The organism is Paenibacillus sp. MMS18-CY102, assembly GCF_009789195.1.
GTDB lineage: Bacteria > Bacillota > Bacilli > Paenibacillales > Paenibacillaceae > Paenibacillus_T.
Genome location: NZ_WSTC01000018.1, coordinates 1 through 14,896 on the forward strand (window position 1 = coordinate 1; position 14,896 = coordinate 14,896).

The 14,896-nt window shown below is 50.6% G+C and carries 20 protein-coding genes; 16 read left to right on the forward strand and 4 right to left on the reverse strand.

Annotation, left to right across the window (positions count from 1 at the left end):
* Positions 1-217: 217 nt before the first annotated feature.
* Positions 218-667, reverse strand: a complete 450-nt coding sequence (locus tag GON22_RS14680) for a carboxymuconolactone decarboxylase family protein (protein WP_160396851.1) — start codon at positions 665-667, stop codon at positions 218-220.
* A 243-nt stretch (positions 668-910) separates the two neighbouring features.
* On the opposite strand from GON22_RS14680, the gene GON22_RS14685 reads away from it, so the two are divergent.
* From GON22_RS14685 to GON22_RS14715, 7 genes are all read left to right on the forward strand, one after another.
* A complete protein-coding gene (locus GON22_RS14685; RefSeq protein ID WP_160396852.1) occupies positions 911-1,504 on the forward strand; it encodes a TetR/AcrR family transcriptional regulator in 594 nt (197 codons plus the stop codon).
* A gap of 75 nt (positions 1,505-1,579) precedes the next feature.
* On the forward strand, positions 1,580-2,035 hold the full coding sequence (locus GON22_RS14690) for a GNAT family N-acetyltransferase (RefSeq protein ID WP_160396853.1): 456 nt from the start codon (positions 1,580-1,582) through the stop codon (positions 2,033-2,035).
* Between the two features lie 128 nt (positions 2,036-2,163).
* Entirely contained in the window at positions 2,164-2,676 is a 513-nt protein-coding gene (locus GON22_RS14695; protein ID WP_160396854.1) for a MerR family transcriptional regulator, read from the forward strand.
* 28 nt (positions 2,677-2,704) lie between these two features.
* On the forward strand, positions 2,705-3,148 hold the full coding sequence (locus tag GON22_RS14700) for an SRPBCC family protein (RefSeq protein ID WP_160396855.1): 444 nt from the start codon (positions 2,705-2,707) through the stop codon (positions 3,146-3,148).
* 141 nt (positions 3,149-3,289) lie between these two features.
* Entirely contained in the window at positions 3,290-3,844 is a 555-nt protein-coding gene (locus GON22_RS14705; RefSeq protein WP_160396856.1) for a pyridoxamine 5'-phosphate oxidase family protein, read from the forward strand.
* Between the two features lie 36 nt (positions 3,845-3,880).
* Positions 3,881-4,534, forward strand: coding sequence for a sterol desaturase family protein (locus tag GON22_RS14710; RefSeq protein ID WP_160396857.1), 654 nt, complete (start codon positions 3,881-3,883; stop codon positions 4,532-4,534).
* 114 nt (positions 4,535-4,648) lie between these two features.
* On the forward strand, positions 4,649-5,188 hold the full coding sequence (locus tag GON22_RS14715; RefSeq protein WP_160396858.1) for a hypothetical protein: 540 nt from the start codon (positions 4,649-4,651) through the stop codon (positions 5,186-5,188).
* Positions 5,189-5,241: 53 nt separating this feature from the next.
* On the opposite strand, the gene GON22_RS14720 is transcribed toward GON22_RS14715, so the two are convergent.
* Positions 5,242-5,715 (reverse strand): copper amine oxidase N-terminal domain-containing protein, encoded by a 474-nt coding sequence (locus GON22_RS14720; RefSeq protein WP_160396859.1) that lies wholly within the window; start codon positions 5,713-5,715, stop codon positions 5,242-5,244.
* 141 nt (positions 5,716-5,856) lie between these two features.
* Here GON22_RS14720 and GON22_RS14725 point away from each other — a divergent pair, with 141 nt between their 5' ends.
* From GON22_RS14725 to GON22_RS14745, 5 genes are all read left to right on the forward strand, one after another.
* Positions 5,857-6,804 (forward strand): DMT family transporter, encoded by a 948-nt coding sequence (locus GON22_RS14725; protein WP_160396860.1) that lies wholly within the window; start codon positions 5,857-5,859, stop codon positions 6,802-6,804.
* A 26-nt stretch (positions 6,805-6,830) separates the two neighbouring features.
* On the forward strand, positions 6,831-7,283 hold the full coding sequence (locus tag GON22_RS14730) for a GNAT family N-acetyltransferase (RefSeq protein ID WP_160396861.1): 453 nt from the start codon (positions 6,831-6,833) through the stop codon (positions 7,281-7,283).
* 21 nt (positions 7,284-7,304) lie between these two features.
* On the forward strand, positions 7,305-8,045 hold the full coding sequence (locus GON22_RS14735) for a class I SAM-dependent methyltransferase (protein WP_160396862.1): 741 nt from the start codon (positions 7,305-7,307) through the stop codon (positions 8,043-8,045).
* 101 nt (positions 8,046-8,146) lie between these two features.
* Positions 8,147-8,422 (forward strand): hypothetical protein, encoded by a 276-nt coding sequence (locus tag GON22_RS14740; protein ID WP_160396863.1) that lies wholly within the window; start codon positions 8,147-8,149, stop codon positions 8,420-8,422.
* Positions 8,423-8,548: 126 nt separating this feature from the next.
* The gene (locus GON22_RS14745; RefSeq protein ID WP_160396864.1) at positions 8,549-9,004 is read left to right on the forward strand and encodes an oxidoreductase; all 456 of its coding nucleotides are present in this window, start codon (positions 8,549-8,551) and stop codon (positions 9,002-9,004) included.
* Between the two features lie 82 nt (positions 9,005-9,086).
* Here the strand turns inward: GON22_RS14745 and GON22_RS14750 are convergent, their stop codons facing one another.
* Positions 9,087-10,541 carry an aldehyde dehydrogenase family protein gene (locus tag GON22_RS14750; protein WP_160396865.1) on the reverse strand — a complete coding sequence of 485 codons (1,455 nt, stop codon included), beginning with the start codon at positions 10,539-10,541 and terminating at the stop codon, positions 9,087-9,089.
* 17 nt (positions 10,542-10,558) lie between these two features.
* The gene (locus tag GON22_RS14755; RefSeq protein ID WP_160396866.1) at positions 10,559-11,605 is read right to left on the reverse strand and encodes a zinc-dependent alcohol dehydrogenase family protein; all 1,047 of its coding nucleotides are present in this window, start codon (positions 11,603-11,605) and stop codon (positions 10,559-10,561) included.
* Positions 11,606-11,738: 133 nt separating this feature from the next.
* Here GON22_RS14755 and GON22_RS14760 point away from each other — a divergent pair, with 133 nt between their 5' ends.
* The 4 genes from GON22_RS14760 to GON22_RS14775 all read left to right on the forward strand — a co-directional run bounded on the left by GON22_RS14760 (position 11,739) and on the right by GON22_RS14775 (position 14,894).
* On the forward strand, positions 11,739-12,626 hold the full coding sequence (locus GON22_RS14760) for a LysR family transcriptional regulator (RefSeq protein ID WP_160396867.1): 888 nt from the start codon (positions 11,739-11,741) through the stop codon (positions 12,624-12,626).
* Positions 12,627-12,749: 123 nt separating this feature from the next.
* Positions 12,750-13,292, forward strand: coding sequence for an NADPH-dependent FMN reductase (locus GON22_RS14765; RefSeq protein ID WP_160396868.1), 543 nt, complete (start codon positions 12,750-12,752; stop codon positions 13,290-13,292).
* 131 nt (positions 13,293-13,423) lie between these two features.
* Entirely contained in the window at positions 13,424-13,765 is a 342-nt protein-coding gene (locus GON22_RS14770; RefSeq protein WP_160396869.1) for a zinc ribbon domain-containing protein YjdM, read from the forward strand.
* Positions 13,766-14,036: 271 nt separating this feature from the next.
* Positions 14,037-14,894: a class II fructose-bisphosphate aldolase gene (locus GON22_RS14775; protein WP_006040550.1), complete on the forward strand. Its 858-nt coding sequence runs from the start codon at positions 14,037-14,039 to the stop codon at positions 14,892-14,894.
* The last annotated feature ends 2 nt before the right edge of the window (positions 14,895-14,896 follow it).

Consider the following 14,896-nt stretch of genomic DNA (forward strand, 5'->3'; position numbering starts at 1 on the left):
TGAACTAACTGGCTAAACGTAGTAGACTTGTTCATAAGATCGCCTCTTGGGGGTGGAGTGGGTGGTACTACCCATTACCCGAGAGTGCGATCTTTTTACCATTTCTAGGTTAATCAACAGGCCTGCACAAACTGCAATGAGGAGGCGAGTCGCCTGCGATACTGCGCCCCCATCTGCCTGGCGAACCAAGCAACGGCCTCATCGTTCGAACGGTCCGTTAGTTATCGTAGCAGCCCGGGAACATGCCCGTCGTAATCGCGAGGCGGTTCCAGCTGTTAATGGCGTTGACCGCCATAATAAGCGCGACGATTTCGCTTTCGCTGAAGTGCCCGCGCACTTCGTCGTAAACATCCTGCGGCACGCCGCCATCCGAAATGCGCGTAACCGCCTCAGTCAGCGCAAGCGCTGCGCGTTCTTTCGGCGTGAATGCAGGCGTTTCGCGCCATACAACGATAAGGCTCAGCCGTTGCTCGGTTTCGCCCATTTTGCGCGTATCGGTCACATGCATATCGAGGCAGAAGGAACAGCCGTTTATTTGCGACGCGCGAATTTTGACGAGCTCGTATAGGAGCGGGTCGAGCCCCATTTTTTTCGTTGCATCCTCTAGTTTAAGCATTGCTTGGAAACCGGCTGGGTTGGCTGTACGGTGGTCCATACGCATTTTCATATTCAATTCCTCCAATTGGATCGTTTTTGTTGTTCTCGCTACTTAAGACAATCGAGCCCGTGAATTTGTGACAGCATTGGCGCAGAAATATTTTGTGAAACATCTTCCGGCCGCATGCCGTATGAACGAAAAGATACCGAGTGGTTTTATTATGATATTGTAAACGCCAGTTTCATGCTTGGAGCGGCCAAGGCATCTGCTATAATGAAAACAACATTCTAACGGAACTAGAGGAGCATTCACATGTCTAAGGGAGAGAACACACGCAACCATATCATTGCGAAGTCCGCTGAGCTGTTTAACCAAAAAGGCTATGCGGGCTCGTCTTTATCGGATATTACGGAGTTGACGGGCATTAAGAAAGGCGGCATCTACCGCTACTTCGCCAGCAAAGACGAAATCGCGATCGAAGCCTATAACTACGCGGGCAGCATCGTAGGCAAGACCATTCAAGAAAGGCTTGTCCGGGAAAAAACGGCGATGGGCAAGCTGCTTGTTTACTTGCAGGTGTATGCCAACGTCAACGAAGAGCCGCCATTTATCGGAGGATGCCCACTGCTTAACGCTGCGACCGAGAGCGATGACGGCCATCCGGTTTTGCGCGAGGTGGCGCAAGGAAGCTTGGAACGAACGTTGAACGCGATGAAGGGGATTATTGCCCAAGGCGTACAGTCCGGCGAATTCAAAAAAGGCCTCGATATTGACGCGCTAGCCACGTTCACGCTTTCCATCATGGAGGGCGGCATCATGCTTAGCAAGCTGGAGGGCGATAACCGGCATGTGCGCATGAATATCGAAAGCCTGCGGGCGCATTTGAGCGGAATGTGCTTGGCCTAACACTAGCCGTTGCTAAGTGGTATGATAGCGACAGGGATTTAATTATAATTCAATCTAAATGTCGGGGTGATTCTGTTGAAAATCATCGTAGATGACCTCACGGGACCGGAAGTACAAGCTTTAATCCAGGAGCATCTTAAAGGCATGCACGAAGATACGCCGCCTGAAAGCGTCTATGCGCTTGGCATTGACGAATTAAAGAAGCCGGGCGTCACCTTCTGGAGCGCTTGGGAGGATGATGAAATACTCGGCTGCGGAGCGATCAAAGAGCTGGACAGCTCACACGGCGAGCTAAAGTCGATGCGTACGTCGGCCGCGCATCTCCGCAAAGGCGTAGCGAGGCATATTCTTGAGCGGATTTTGCAAGAAGCGAAAGATCGTGGTTACAAGCGGATAAGCTTGGAGACGGGATCGTTGCCCTCCTTCAAGCCTGCTACCAAGCTGTACGAGAGCTTCGGCTTCGAGTATTGTGGCCCATTCGCGGACTACCCGGAAGATCCATATAGCTTGTTTATGACCAAAGAATTATAACATTGCTGCAGCGCGTTCAAGCTACTTGAACGTGCTATTTATTTTGGGACCAGCCCTATTGCACCTTACGTTACGTCAGGTTTTATAATAAACCCATCGGCATCAAGCATGTCCGAAAGGAGCGCGTTATGAGCAGCAGCCAAAGCCAATGGAAAGTCGGAGACCTCGCGAAGCTCACAGGGCTGACGGTGCGGACATTACGCTTCTATGATCAAATCGGCCTGTTCTCGCCATCCGCCCAGACCGAATCCGGACACAGGCTGTACGATGCCTCCGACTTATCTCGCCTGCATCAAATTGTATCGCTGAAGGAGCTTGGCTTGTCGCTTGAGGAGATCAAATCGGCCATCGCTGGCGAACAGGTGAGCCCGCTGGGCATCGTGAACCTGCAGATTGAGCGGGTAAAGGAGCAGATGAAGCTGCAGCAGAAGCTGTTGGACCAGCTGCGGCATGCCTCCAAACTGATGCAAGACAAGGCGGAGCTAACGGTAGAGGATTTCACGAGTTTGCTGCAAGCGATGAAGATGGAGATGGAGAAGCCTGTTATCCAGAGGCAGAAGAGTTGGGAAATGAACTTGGATCGGCTTGGCAATTTCTTAGCGAATGGCCTGAGCTCCGAAGGATGGAATGGCCACGATTAATTGGCCGCTATTAAAGGAGGAATGACTAATGAGTGAACGATTCGTAAAGCATGCGACTTTCGTAGTCGAGCGGACTTATGCAGCAGCGCCGGAGCGGGTATACCAAGCTTGGGCAGATCCTGAAACGAAAGCGCAGTGGTTTTCGAAAGCGGACCGTTTCGAATTTCGCGTAGGCGGCCAGGAGTATAGCAGTGGAGGACCGCCGGAAGGCCCAACTTTTACGTTCGACGTAACGTATCAAGAGATCGTGCCGGAGCAGCGTATCGTATATTCCTATACGCTGGATATGGGCGAGACGCGGATATCCGTTTCGGTTACGACGATTGAGCTTATCAAGGTGGAAGGCGGAACGCGGCTTATTTTTACCGAACAGGGCGCATTCTTCGATGGCCACGATACGCCGGAGATGCGGGAGCATGGAACGGGCGAAATGCTTAATGCACTCGGCAAGCTAGTGGAGGGCGAAGCGTAAGAACGCAGCATGTTTTGAAGCTGTCGAATTCATTCGACGGCTTTTTTTTTTGCTGCCGCCGGAACAGGCGGTTGACAGCAACGCCGAGCGGCGCGAATATAGAGCTAATAAAGCTAATGGGATGCTGGGGGAGGATAAATAATGGGCAAACAGTTCGAATCAATGCTGCCAGTGCACGAGGAATTCATTCGGAAGCAGTATCTGTTCTTCGTAGGGTCGGCTCCGCTGTCCGAAGATGGGCATGTCAACATTTCCCCTAAGGGACATGATGCTTTTCGGATTTTATCCCCGAATCGAGTGGCTTATCTGGACATGACCGGAAGCGGGAACGAGACGAGCGCTCACCTGTTGGAAAATGGCCGGATCACGGTGATGTTTTGCGCTTTCGAGGGACCGCCGAATATTTTGAGGCTGTATGGCACGGGGAAAGTTATTTTGCCTGAAACGGTCGAATGGGAAGAGCTGTACCCGCTGTTTCCGCCGCTTCCGGGGGCGCGGCAAATCATTGAGGTTGACGTCCACAAAGTACAGACCTCATGCGGCTTCGCCGTTCCTTTTATGACGTATACGGAAGACCGTCCGACGCTGCAGCGCTGGTCTGTCCAGCAGGGCGAAGAAGGGCTCATCGCTTATCGGCAGGAGAAAAACATGCGAAGCATCGATGGATTGCCGACGCCGCTAGGGCAGCAAAGCTAGAGACTGACAACCCAACCAACAGGAGAGATGGCATCAATGGCGAAGGCGACAGGGAGAGGCACAGGCGCCGTGGCAAAACAAGGGCTATACCGTGAATTTTTCCTGCATGTGGATATCGTTATCATGATGGTTGTGCTCGCTGCGCTTGCAGCATTTACGTTGAATAAGGCGTTTACGTTATTAAGCGGGCTGCTGTTCGTTGCGGGGCTAGCGGCGTTCATGTTCAGCGAGTACACGACACATCGTTTTTTGTTTCACTTAAAAACACCGAAGCAGGCACTTTTCCTTCGATTTCTTAAGCGCTTACACTATGATCATCATACTGACCCGAATGATCTGAAGCTGCTGTTTTTGCCGGTTTGGTACAGTTTGCCGAATTTGACCGTGTTTTCGGCGTTATTTTATGTGGTGACGGGAAATCTTGAAGCAACGCTCGCGTTCGCGGCGGGGCTTGTATGCATGCTGCTGGTGTATGAGTGGAAGCATTACGTCGCCCATCGGCCGATCCAACCGGTTACGAAGCTAGGCAAGTGGGTGAAGCGGACGCATTTGCTGCATCACTATAAGAATGAGAACTACTGGTACGGCGTCTCTACACCGTTCGTGGATGCTTTGTTCGGAACGTTGAAGGACGAGAAGGATGTGCCAGTGAGCGATACAGTGAAGCAGCTGGAGCAGCGGGGGAAATAGGCGATTCCGATAGGCGGGTGTATGTAACCTGTGACCGCTCGTACCTAATACCCTATTAGGTAGGAGTGTTACTGCGCCGCCCAACAGGGGCTGTCAGCAGAAAGGGGCTGCAACATGGCAATTGCCCGCAAGGGAATTCAGGTTAGCGTGTCTCCGCCACAGTTTACGTACTTTCGCGAGGTCTCCTTTTCGGTCGGCAACGACCCGCTCGTTCGCGTTGATCCGCTGCGCGAGATCGCGCCTGGCGTGTTTCTCATCACTCTGCACGTCCAAGGGCTAAGCAAAGCGAAGGCGCTTGCCACCCTGCTGACCCGTACTAAAACGTTTGGCATGATCCGCATTCTCGTACGCGTGCGGAACGCTGGGAAGCTTGTGAAGCCACTAACATGCAAGCTCTCGCCTAACCAAATCGTAGCGCTGTACCGTACGGCATACAAGTCGAATCGCTATTTTAGCTTCGTCACCGTGCATACGGCTTTCGGCGTAACGTATGTGTATCCGGTCTACAAGCTGCGGATTATCCAGTTCTTTAACGATGACTTGTCCGATCTCTATGCCAATTACAATAATGTCGCAGCCTTCGTATTCCGTAATGTTTCACGCACGATTATTAGCGGGAAGAGCATTCAGTTTTCGACTGTGCGGAAGAAATGACAGGGCAAAAACAGCGCCTTTCGGATAAAGGGCGCTGTTTTTTATTGCTATGATTACTTTGTGGCCTTGCTTGTGGATTCGTCAGGGAAATTAATATACACGGATGCTTCCGCATCAGATTTTTTGTCCCAAATTACTGTAGCGTGTAATACTTCAGCGACGAAACGGAGTGGAACAAAGAAGACATTATCTTGATCGAGAATTGGGTTCTGTACCAGCTTGACTACAGTTTCATTGACAATGGCATCACGAGAATTTGCTGTTAAAAGAATTGTCAATTCACCTTTAGTAGCTGTTACTGTTTTTGATGTATTATCCCACGATACGTCCATTCCGAATTTTTCGAAAATTTCACGTTGCGGTACCAGAGTAGCGCCAGAATAGCTAACGCTAGCATAGAGATCTAGTTTTTCATTATTTACATAAATAGTGGGCTTACTGCTTGACGCATTGGCGATGCCAACTGACATCAGCATGATGGCGAGACAAAGAGCTAACATCAACTTAAAGGAATTGAATTTTTTCATGACGACACTCTCCTTGATTTTAACAACTAATATAATATAAACCAGTAATTAGGATGTTGAAACGAATATAGGATAGGGGAGGAAAATGCTAGCTTTATATGGTATCATGATCAACAAAAGGAAGAAAAAGGTGATGCAACCATGAGGGTTAGCAGCTTGTGGAAGGCTGTGGCAAGCCCATACATCCAATTAGCAATCGCGATGTGCATGATCGGCAGCTTTATTGTCGTGAATAAAGTATTGAGCGCATCGGTTCCTGTATTTGTCGCATCAGGCATTCGGCTGACGATCGGGGCCGTTATTCTTAATGGGCTGCTATGGTACTGGGAGCGTGGATATCCCAAGCTGTCCCGGAGAGATTTTCTAATCGTGTTCACCCAGTCCTTCGTCGGCGTGTTTCTGTTCAGCATCTGTTTGCTCTACGGAGTGAAACATACCAGTGCGGTAGAGAGCGGGATCATTACGAGCACGACGCCAGCGGCTATCGGAATCATTTCATTGCTGTTTTTCAAGGAAAGGTTCAACCGGTACCAAATAACAGGCATTGCGCTAGCCTTGGCAGGCGCATTGGTTATTAACGTGTATGGCGTTTTATCAGGATCGCAGTGGGGCGGGTCGCTGTTGGGCAATTTGCTCATTTTCGGAGCGGTCATTGGGGAAGCAATCTTCATGACGTTCAGCAAGCTGTTATCGGCGAATATTAGCCCACTGGCTTCAGCGGCGCTAACGAGCAGCATCAGCAGCGTGCTGTTTCTTCCGGTTGCAATCTATCAGGCGGCGCACATGGAATTAGCGAACCTGTCGGCGGGAACTTGGGGGTTGCTCCTCTACACAGGAGTGGTCATAACAGTGCTGGCCATTTTGCTGCTAAACCGGGCTATGTCCCAAATTGCTACGGGCTCATCGGCCGTATTCTCGGCACTTATGCCAGTAAGCGCCGTGGTGCTGTCTTATGCTGTACTGGGCGAATCGATCTACTGGTACCATGGGGTAGGCATTGTGCTCGTGCTTGCAGGCATCTTCTCGATCTCACGGCAGAGTAAGCCGCGCGCGGCAGCAGACAGCCAACAAAGCCGGATTTCGATGTAAACAATAATCTGTAAGGAGCAACACAAGTGAACATACGAAAACTATTGCCGGGTGAACAACCGCCCATGGAACTGCTTCTGCAGGCGGATCCCTCGGAAAAGCTGGTCAAGGCGTATCTCGCCGCAGGGCAATGCTACATCGCAGAACACAATAACGCCATTGCCGGCGCGTATGTGCTGCTCCCCGCTCACTCGGGGGCGGTGGAGCTGATGAACATTGCCATCGACGAGCGGCTTCAAGGCCAGGGCCTTGGCAAGCAGCTCATTCACCACGCGATCAGCGAAGCGAAGGCAGGCGGCTACACGTCCTTTGAAGTGGGCACCGGCAACTCGAGCGTAGGGCAGCTTGTCTTTTATCAAAAATGCGGCTTCCGCATTACAGGCGTAGACCGCGACTTTTTCGTCCGTAACTATAGTGAGCCGTTATATGAGAATGGCCTACAGGTTATGGATATGATTCGATTATCACAATCCTTATAAATAGAGGTGGACTTAACAACGATGGGTTACTACGGCGAATTATGCACGCGCTTGTATGAGAGCGATAAGTCGATTGCAGAGGGCAAAGAGCTCGATTTTTATCTTTCCTTTGTCACGAATAAAGATATGCATGTACTGGAACCGATGTGCGGAAATGGCCGAATGCTCATTCCTTTCATGCAGAAGGGCATTACAATTGAAGGGTTCGACTTGTCAGAAGATATGCTTCATGCCTGCCTAGAGAAAGGGAAGAAGCTTAATCTTGCGCCTAATGTGTACAAGCAACGCATTGAGGCATTCACAAGTGAGCAGCAATATGATCTCATTATGATTCCTTTCGGTTCCTTTTCCCTTCTGCCCAATGAGCTGGCAAGCCAGAGCCTTGCGGCGATGAGGGCTGCTTTGAAGCCAGAAGGCAAGCTGCTTCTAACGATTATGTTGCAGTATGACGGCATTCAGGAAATCCCGGAGTGGACGAGGGCCAGTGAGAAGCAATTTCAGGACGAAACGATTGTCTTTTACAAGAAAGTGCATTACAACGCGGAACAAAACCTGCTCACGTCCCATCAGAAATATGAGCTCGTAAGGGATGGCCAGGTTGTACAGACCGAAATGATGGACTTTCTCCTCCGCTTGTATGCCTTGGAAGAGTTCGAACAGACGTTAGCGTCTAACGGGTTCCAGCGAATTGTCGTTCATGAAGTGAAGGATGGATATGGGGAAGGCACGTACTTTCACGCATTCGAATGCGGAATTGGCTAATTGCCAAGCTGGTTCACCTGTAATAGAATAGTAACGCTCGATTGCCTATATAAAAACCGTGAACGCATCGAGCGGCGATTCGCGGCAGGGGGAACGTAGAATTGAAAATATTTTTAGCTATTAGCCAAATTATTTATGTGATTAGTTTTCTGCCATGGCTGCTCGTATTCGGCATGTCGTTCATGTCCTTCGATCAAGGGTTTGGCGTGTGGAATGTTTCGTTCGTAGGCGGCATCGCACTATATCCCGTAGCGGTCATAGCCGGCGCGATTCTCGGTTGGATCCTGCATAAACGCAGCAAACGGGCGGCTATTATTTGGAATCTTGTGCCGCTGTTGTGGTGGGTTGGCATCGGGTCCCTGTTCTTGTTTGCTTAATGAAAGGGTGCCGAAAGGCGCCTTTTTTAATGTGGATTGCAGCGTGTACCCGCTATTAGACATTATGTGATCGACATGATTACTGGGTTGATGTGCTTTATTAGTATTTGAAGGGGGCTTATTTGAATGAATAATTTAGAATGTAAGAAAGCTATAAGACAGGGGTTCGCGGATAGATATGTGGATGGTGAAATAAAAAAATGCGAATACAACACCCCGTTTTATGATTTCCATATTGATGGAAATTCACTATATAATAGATTCAAGTCGTATGACTTCATATCTGCATTGAGCCATAGCGATGAACAACTACAACGTAATGAATTTGATAAATTACTGCTAAACGCTCCATCAGAATTAGAGAGCGGGCGCTATATGTTATTTGTTTGTCCGATGTGTGCTGATTTGGGCTGTGGAGCTATCACAGTTTCAATTCAACGGGAAGAAGAGCTTGCCGTGTGGAAAGATTTTAGGTGTGAGGATGGTGAAAATAGTACATCAATACATTTGGGACCATTTAAATTTGAATGGCCTAAATATGAAAAAACGATTTTGTCAGCTGTACTCGAAGAGGAAGCGTAACCTTGGGAGGGAAAAACGGAGCCTGTTGAGCAATTTCAACAGGCTCTTTTTCTGCTGTATAAGTGATCCCACTTTATTCCAGTTAAAAAGGAAATGCGCGTGGTTTCTTTTGAACAGATACCCATTTGCAGGTCGTAAATTCCTCGAAGCCGATCTCGCCGCCATAGTGGCCGATGCCGGATGATTTCTCGCCGCCGAACGGCGCGTTCATGTCCATGTTGATCGTTGTGTCGTTGACGTGGGTCATGCCGCTCTCCACGGCACGAGCGAATGCGGTCCCCTTCACAATATCACGGGAGAAGACGGCACCGGACAGGCCGTACTCGGTATCGTTCGCCATAGCCAACGCTTCTTCCTCGGTATCGAATGGAATGATCGATGCAATGGGACCGAAAATTTCGGTTTTTGCCAATCGCGATTGCGGATCGACATCCGCGAATACGAACGGCGTTACCACATTGCCGATGCGCTTGCCTTCGAGCACGAGGCGTGCGCCGTCTTGCTTCGCTTCTGCGGCGATGCCCAGCACTTTTTGGATTTGCCTCTCATTGATAAGAGGGCCAATAACGACCTTAGGATCGGCAGGATCGCCGTGAGGGACTTGCTGCGCCCGCTCGACGAACCGTTCGATGAACGCATCGTATAGGCTGCGATGCACGATGAAGCGATTCGTACAAACGCACACTTGGCCGGAGTTCATAAATTTGCTGAAGATGGCGGCGTCTACGGCTTGGTCGAGATCCGCATCCTCAAGCACGACGAATGCATTGTTGCCGCCAAGCTCAAGCGACGTGCGCTTCAGGTGCTTGCCGCAGAGCTCGGCAATATGGCGTCCGACGCTAGTCGAGCCTGTGAATGACATGATCCGCGGCACAGGGTGCTCGATCATGTAGTCGCCGACTTCTGCTACATCGTAAGCGATGACGTTCACGATACCTTTGGGAAGGCCCGCTTGTTCGAAAATGTCCGCAATGATCGGTCCGCCCGTGATGAATGTCTGCGAATCGGGCTTCAGCACGACCGCGTCACCTGCTGCAACCGCAGGCGCGACGACGCGCAGTGCCATGTACAGAGGGAAGTTGAAGGCGTTGATCGTGCCGATAACGCCAACGGGATAACGATACACAATGTTCTCTTTGCCTGGGATGAGCGAAGGAAACACATGCGGCGCGAACATTGAATCGACATATTCGATGGCCGACATGATGGAGCCTACGGCAACCATGAATTCGGAGCCTGCCTTGACGGCAGAGCTGCCGGATTCCTTAACCATTAGCCCGATAATCTCTTCTTTTCTTTCCATGAGCAGCCCAGCGGCGCGCCGGAGCACTTGCTTGCGCTCGTCTGCGGAAGACTTTGCCCACGCTTTTTGCGCCACTCGTGCTGCTTCATAAGCCTCATCGATGTCATCGCGATTAGCGAGCTTAATGTGAGCGATCACTTCGTTATTGTAAGGGTTAACGCTATCGTACACTTGCTTGCTGGAGCCATCGCGCCAGGCGCCGTTGATGTACTGCTTGTTATATTTTTCAGACATGGGGATGCCCTCCGCTCTTAAAATTTGGTGACCACTGTCAAGCCGAAGCCGGCATAGTTGGTCATATCTTCGAACGCTGAGTTGATGTCATCCAAGGCGATTTGTTTCGTTACGAGACGGCCTGGATTCAGCTTGCCTTTCTCAACCATCTGGAGCATCTCGCGGTATTCCGGAATCGGCATCGATACGGAGCCGAGCAGGGACAATTCATTCATCGTAATAAGGTTGAGCGGTACAGGCGTCATGCCGCCGTTCGGATTGGAGCTAAGGCCGATTTGGACGTGGCGTCCGCGTTTGTTCAAGCTAAGGAGCGAGTTGATTACCGTATCTTGAATGCCGAGCGCGTCGATTGCGATGTTCGCGCCGCCTTTGGTTAACTCTTTGATCGCTTGCGGGGCATTCGTGTTCTTGCTGTTAACCGTAGCTACTGCACCGAACTGTTTGGCAAAATCCAGCTTGTCGTCCGCGATATCAACGGCAATGACGTTAGCGCCTGCAGCGGACGCAATCTGAATGGCGGAAAGCCCGACGCCGCCGGAACCGTAGACAGCAACCCACTCGCCAGGGCGCACGGCGCCTTGCGATACGACGCCATGGAAGGCAGTCATAAATCGGCAGCCCATTGCGCTGGCAGTCAGGAAATCGACGCCGTCAGGAAGGTGGAGCAGGTTAAGGTCGGCATTCGGGATGTGAACGTATTGAGCAAATCCGCCCTCGATGCTGAACCCGACCATTTTCAGGTTGTCACATACATTGTGATGGCCAGCCTGGCAATGCGGGCAAGTGCCGTCCCCTTGGCTGAAAGGCACGATAACGCGGTCGCCTTTTTTGAAATTGCGGATGTTGCTGCCGACTTCCTCGATAATCCCGCTCATCTCGTGGCCGAGGATGTGAGGGAGCGATTTCATCGCATTTTTCATATGGCCGGTCCAGCCATGCCAATCGCTGCGGCATACGCCGGTTGCTTCCAGTTTTAAAATAATGCCGTCTGGCGTAAGGGCCGGGTCTGCGACTTCTTTGACAACCAACGGTTCGTTAAACGCTTCCAACACTGCTGCTTTCATATAAAGGGTCATCTCCCTATGTCAATTGTATGGGCTTCGATTTCTATTATAGGGAGGTGTATTAGTGGGGTATAATACATAATAAACTATGATAAGATAGCTTCTAGTCTATCTATAAGGGGAATTAACCGATATGGAGCTGCTTCAGCTGCAATATTTCCAGACAGTCGCAAGACTGGAGCACATTACTAAGGCTGCAGAGGAGCTTCAGATCGCACAGCCTTCACTCAGCAAGACGATCGCTCGGCTCGAAGCGAACATTGGCGTCCCGTTATTTGACCGGCAAGGGCGCAACATTCGGCTCAATCCGTTCGGCAAAGTGTTTCTACAGCGGGTAGATCGAATTTTTCAGGAGCTGGAGGAAGGCAAGCGGGAGGTCCGCGACATGGCAGGGCTTAATCGGGGCAGCATTACGCTGGCAGCCTCAATTATTAGCGTTTTGCCCGAACTGCTAAGTGCTTTTCTGGACCAGTATCCGAATGTGCATTTTCGGCAAGTGCTTGAACCGACGGCTGTTATCAAACGGATGCTGGAAGACGGCGAGATTGATTTATGCATCACGACGGCGCCAATTGAAGGGGATGATATGGAATGGACGCCGCTGCGGACGGAAAATATTTATCTGGCTGTCCATGAGGGCCATTGGTTGGCGGGCAGGGAGAGCGTGTCGCTTCTTGAATTGCAAGAAGAGAAATTTCTTGGCCTGAGGCAGGGCTACTGGTTCCGCACATTTACGGACGAGATGTGCAGGCAGGGAGCAGGCTTTACGCCCAATACGGTGTTCGAGCTTGATGAGGCGGACGCCGTTCTGCTGCTGCTGCGCAAAGGGTTGGGCATTACGTTCGTGCCTGAGCTGGCATGGGAGAAACGGTCGGCTTTAATGCCTCACCGGCTGCGCATTGCCGACAGCTCCAATTGCCAAGTGACGACCGGCTTAGTTTGGTCCAACAAGCATTACCTGTCGGTTGCGGCGCAGCGGTTCCGCCAATTCGTCATCGACTATTTTCAGGGCATTAACTAGATAAGAGTTATTTGCTAACAAGCAGGACTATCCCGCAGGCTCGTTGGATACTATTAAAATAAGGATGCACAAGATGTCCAAACAACTTTCAACGGCTTAGCATTCAATTAGGGAGGGATAGCCATGTCGAATTTGAACATCGGAATTATTCTGGGAAGCACGCGCCAAGGCCGCGTAAGCCCGCAAGTAGGGGAATGGGTGAAGGGCATCGCGGATAAGCGCAACGATGCGAACTACGAGATCGTAGACATCGCGGAGTACAAGCTGCCGTTGTTCGGTGAAGAGGATGCAACGCAGCAAGCGACGGTTTGGAATACAAAGCTGGCGGGCTTAGACGGATTCGTCTTCATCGTGCAGGAGTACAATCACAGCATTACGGCTGCGCTGAAGAACGCGCTTGATTATGCCCGTGAAGCGTGGAACAACAAGGCAGCTGGCATCGTGAGCTATGGCTCAGTCGGCGGCGCGCGTGCAGCCGAGCATCTGCGCGGCATTCTGGGCGAGCTGTCGGTAGCCGATGTTCGCATTCATCCGGCATTGTCCCTGTTTACAGACTTCGAGAACGGTTCGGCATTCAAACCGGCGGACTTGCACCTGACGAATGTGAATGGCATGTTGGATCAGGTGCTAGCTTGGAGCGGCGCACTTAAGACGTTGCGCCAATAGATGATGGTAAGCTTGTGGGGCACCCTTCTTATGGAGGGTGCTTATTTGGCTTTATATTGTAGGCTGGCTTGGCCGATGCTAGTATAAGGGGAGTTTTATAAAGCCGATTCGTCTCTCAAGGAGGAACTATAATGTCCCATTTGCCCAATTGTCCTGTATGCCATTCCGTCTATACGTATGAGGATGGCAGCTTGTATATTTGCCCCGAATGCAGCCATGAGTGGCCGCAGCAAGGCGATGTGGAGCAGCAGGATGAACAGAAGGTTGTGAAGGATGCCAACGGCAACGTGCTGTCGGATGGCGATACCGTCACAGTGATCAAGGATTTGAAGGTCAAAGGCAGTTCTTCCGTCGTGAAGATCGGCACGCGCGTCAAAAACATTCGCCTTGTCGAGGGCGATCACGACATCGATTGCAAAATCGACGGCTTCGGCGCGATGCAGCTGAAATCGCAGTACGTAAAGAAGGCATAACGGATAAATCGCATTCCGAACAAAAAATAATGTGCATGAATTGTTGCATACCGCGAATGACAGGGCTTTCAGCATGCACCACAGGTGGTTTTATCACAATATTTGTGATAACATGTAGACTGATGTGGTGAACGTGAATGGATCCAAAAGGCCTCTTCGTTCGTCCTTATTCATCTGTTGTTTAAATTATTAAACAAGGGATCAATTGGGTATGATTGAAAGGTCAGTCACCGGCAGTAAATCGCAATTATTTTGAAGGAGGATTTTCACAATGGCATTGGTTTCGATGAAAGACATGCTCAACAAAGGTCTTAAAGAAGGTTACGCAGTAGGCCAATTCAACATCAACAACCTTGAGTGGACGCAAGCAATCCTTGCAGCTGCTGAAGAAGAGAAATCGCCAGTTATCCTCGGCGTATCCGAAGGCGCTGCACGTTACATGGGCGGTTTCACGGTTGTTACGGCGATCGTTAAATCCCTGATTGAAGAAATGAAAATCACGGTTCCAGTTGCAATCCACCTGGACCATGGTTCGAGCTTCGAGAAATGTAAGCAAGCGATCGACGCTGGCTTCACGTCCGTTATGATCGACGCTTCGCATGACCCGCTCGAAGACAACATCCGCATCACGAAACAAGTAGTTGAGTACGCTCACGAGCGCGGCGTTTCGGTAGAAGCTGAACTGGGAACAGTTGGCGGACAAGAAGACGACGTTATCGCTGAAGGCGTAATCTATGCAGACCCTAAAGAGTGCTTCGAGCTCGTAGAGCGCACTGGCATCGACTGCCTGGCACCAGCACTTGGTTCCGTTCATGGCCCTTACAAAGGCGAGCCTAACCTCGGCTTCAAAGAAATGGAAGAGATCTGCCAAACGATCAAACTTCCATTGGTATTGCACGGCGGTACGGGTATTCCTACTGAGCACATCAAACGTTCGATTTCCCTGGGAACAGCTAAAATCAACGTTAACACTGAAAACCAAATCGCGTTCACGAAGGTGGCTCGCGAGATCCTCTCGAACGACGCTGAAGTTTACGATCCACGTAAATTCCTGGCGCCAGGCCGTGAAGCGATCAAACAAACGGTTGCAGGCAAAATGCGCGAGTTCGGTTCGTCGAACAAAGCCTAATA

Coding starts and splice junctions, on each gene's coding strand:
- GON22_RS14680 (WP_160396851.1), bottom strand. CDS start 667: ATGAAAATGCGTATGGACCACCGTACAGCCAACCCAGCCGGTTTCCAA.
- GON22_RS14685 (WP_160396852.1), top strand. CDS start 911: ATGTCTAAGGGAGAGAACACACGCAACCATATCATTGCGAAGTCCGCT.
- GON22_RS14695 (WP_160396854.1), top strand. CDS start 2,164: ATGAGCAGCAGCCAAAGCCAATGGAAAGTCGGAGACCTCGCGAAGCTC.
- GON22_RS14700 (WP_160396855.1), top strand. CDS start 2,705: ATGAGTGAACGATTCGTAAAGCATGCGACTTTCGTAGTCGAGCGGACT.
- GON22_RS14705 (WP_160396856.1), top strand. CDS start 3,290: ATGGGCAAACAGTTCGAATCAATGCTGCCAGTGCACGAGGAATTCATT.
- GON22_RS14710 (WP_160396857.1), top strand. CDS start 3,881: ATGGCGAAGGCGACAGGGAGAGGCACAGGCGCCGTGGCAAAACAAGGG.
- GON22_RS14715 (WP_160396858.1), top strand. CDS start 4,649: ATGGCAATTGCCCGCAAGGGAATTCAGGTTAGCGTGTCTCCGCCACAG.
- GON22_RS14720 (WP_160396859.1), bottom strand. CDS start 5,715: ATGAAAAAATTCAATTCCTTTAAGTTGATGTTAGCTCTTTGTCTCGCC.
- GON22_RS14725 (WP_160396860.1), top strand. CDS start 5,857: ATGAGGGTTAGCAGCTTGTGGAAGGCTGTGGCAAGCCCATACATCCAA.
- GON22_RS14735 (WP_160396862.1), top strand. CDS start 7,305: ATGGGTTACTACGGCGAATTATGCACGCGCTTGTATGAGAGCGATAAG.
- GON22_RS14745 (WP_160396864.1), top strand. CDS start 8,549: ATGAATAATTTAGAATGTAAGAAAGCTATAAGACAGGGGTTCGCGGAT.
- GON22_RS14750 (WP_160396865.1), bottom strand. CDS start 10,541: ATGTCTGAAAAATATAACAAGCAGTACATCAACGGCGCCTGGCGCGAT.
- GON22_RS14755 (WP_160396866.1), bottom strand. CDS start 11,605: ATGAAAGCAGCAGTGTTGGAAGCGTTTAACGAACCGTTGGTTGTCAAA.
- GON22_RS14760 (WP_160396867.1), top strand. CDS start 11,739: ATGGAGCTGCTTCAGCTGCAATATTTCCAGACAGTCGCAAGACTGGAG.
- GON22_RS14765 (WP_160396868.1), top strand. CDS start 12,750: ATGTCGAATTTGAACATCGGAATTATTCTGGGAAGCACGCGCCAAGGC.
- GON22_RS14770 (WP_160396869.1), top strand. CDS start 13,424: ATGTCCCATTTGCCCAATTGTCCTGTATGCCATTCCGTCTATACGTAT.
- GON22_RS14775 (WP_006040550.1), top strand. CDS start 14,037: ATGGCATTGGTTTCGATGAAAGACATGCTCAACAAAGGTCTTAAAGAA.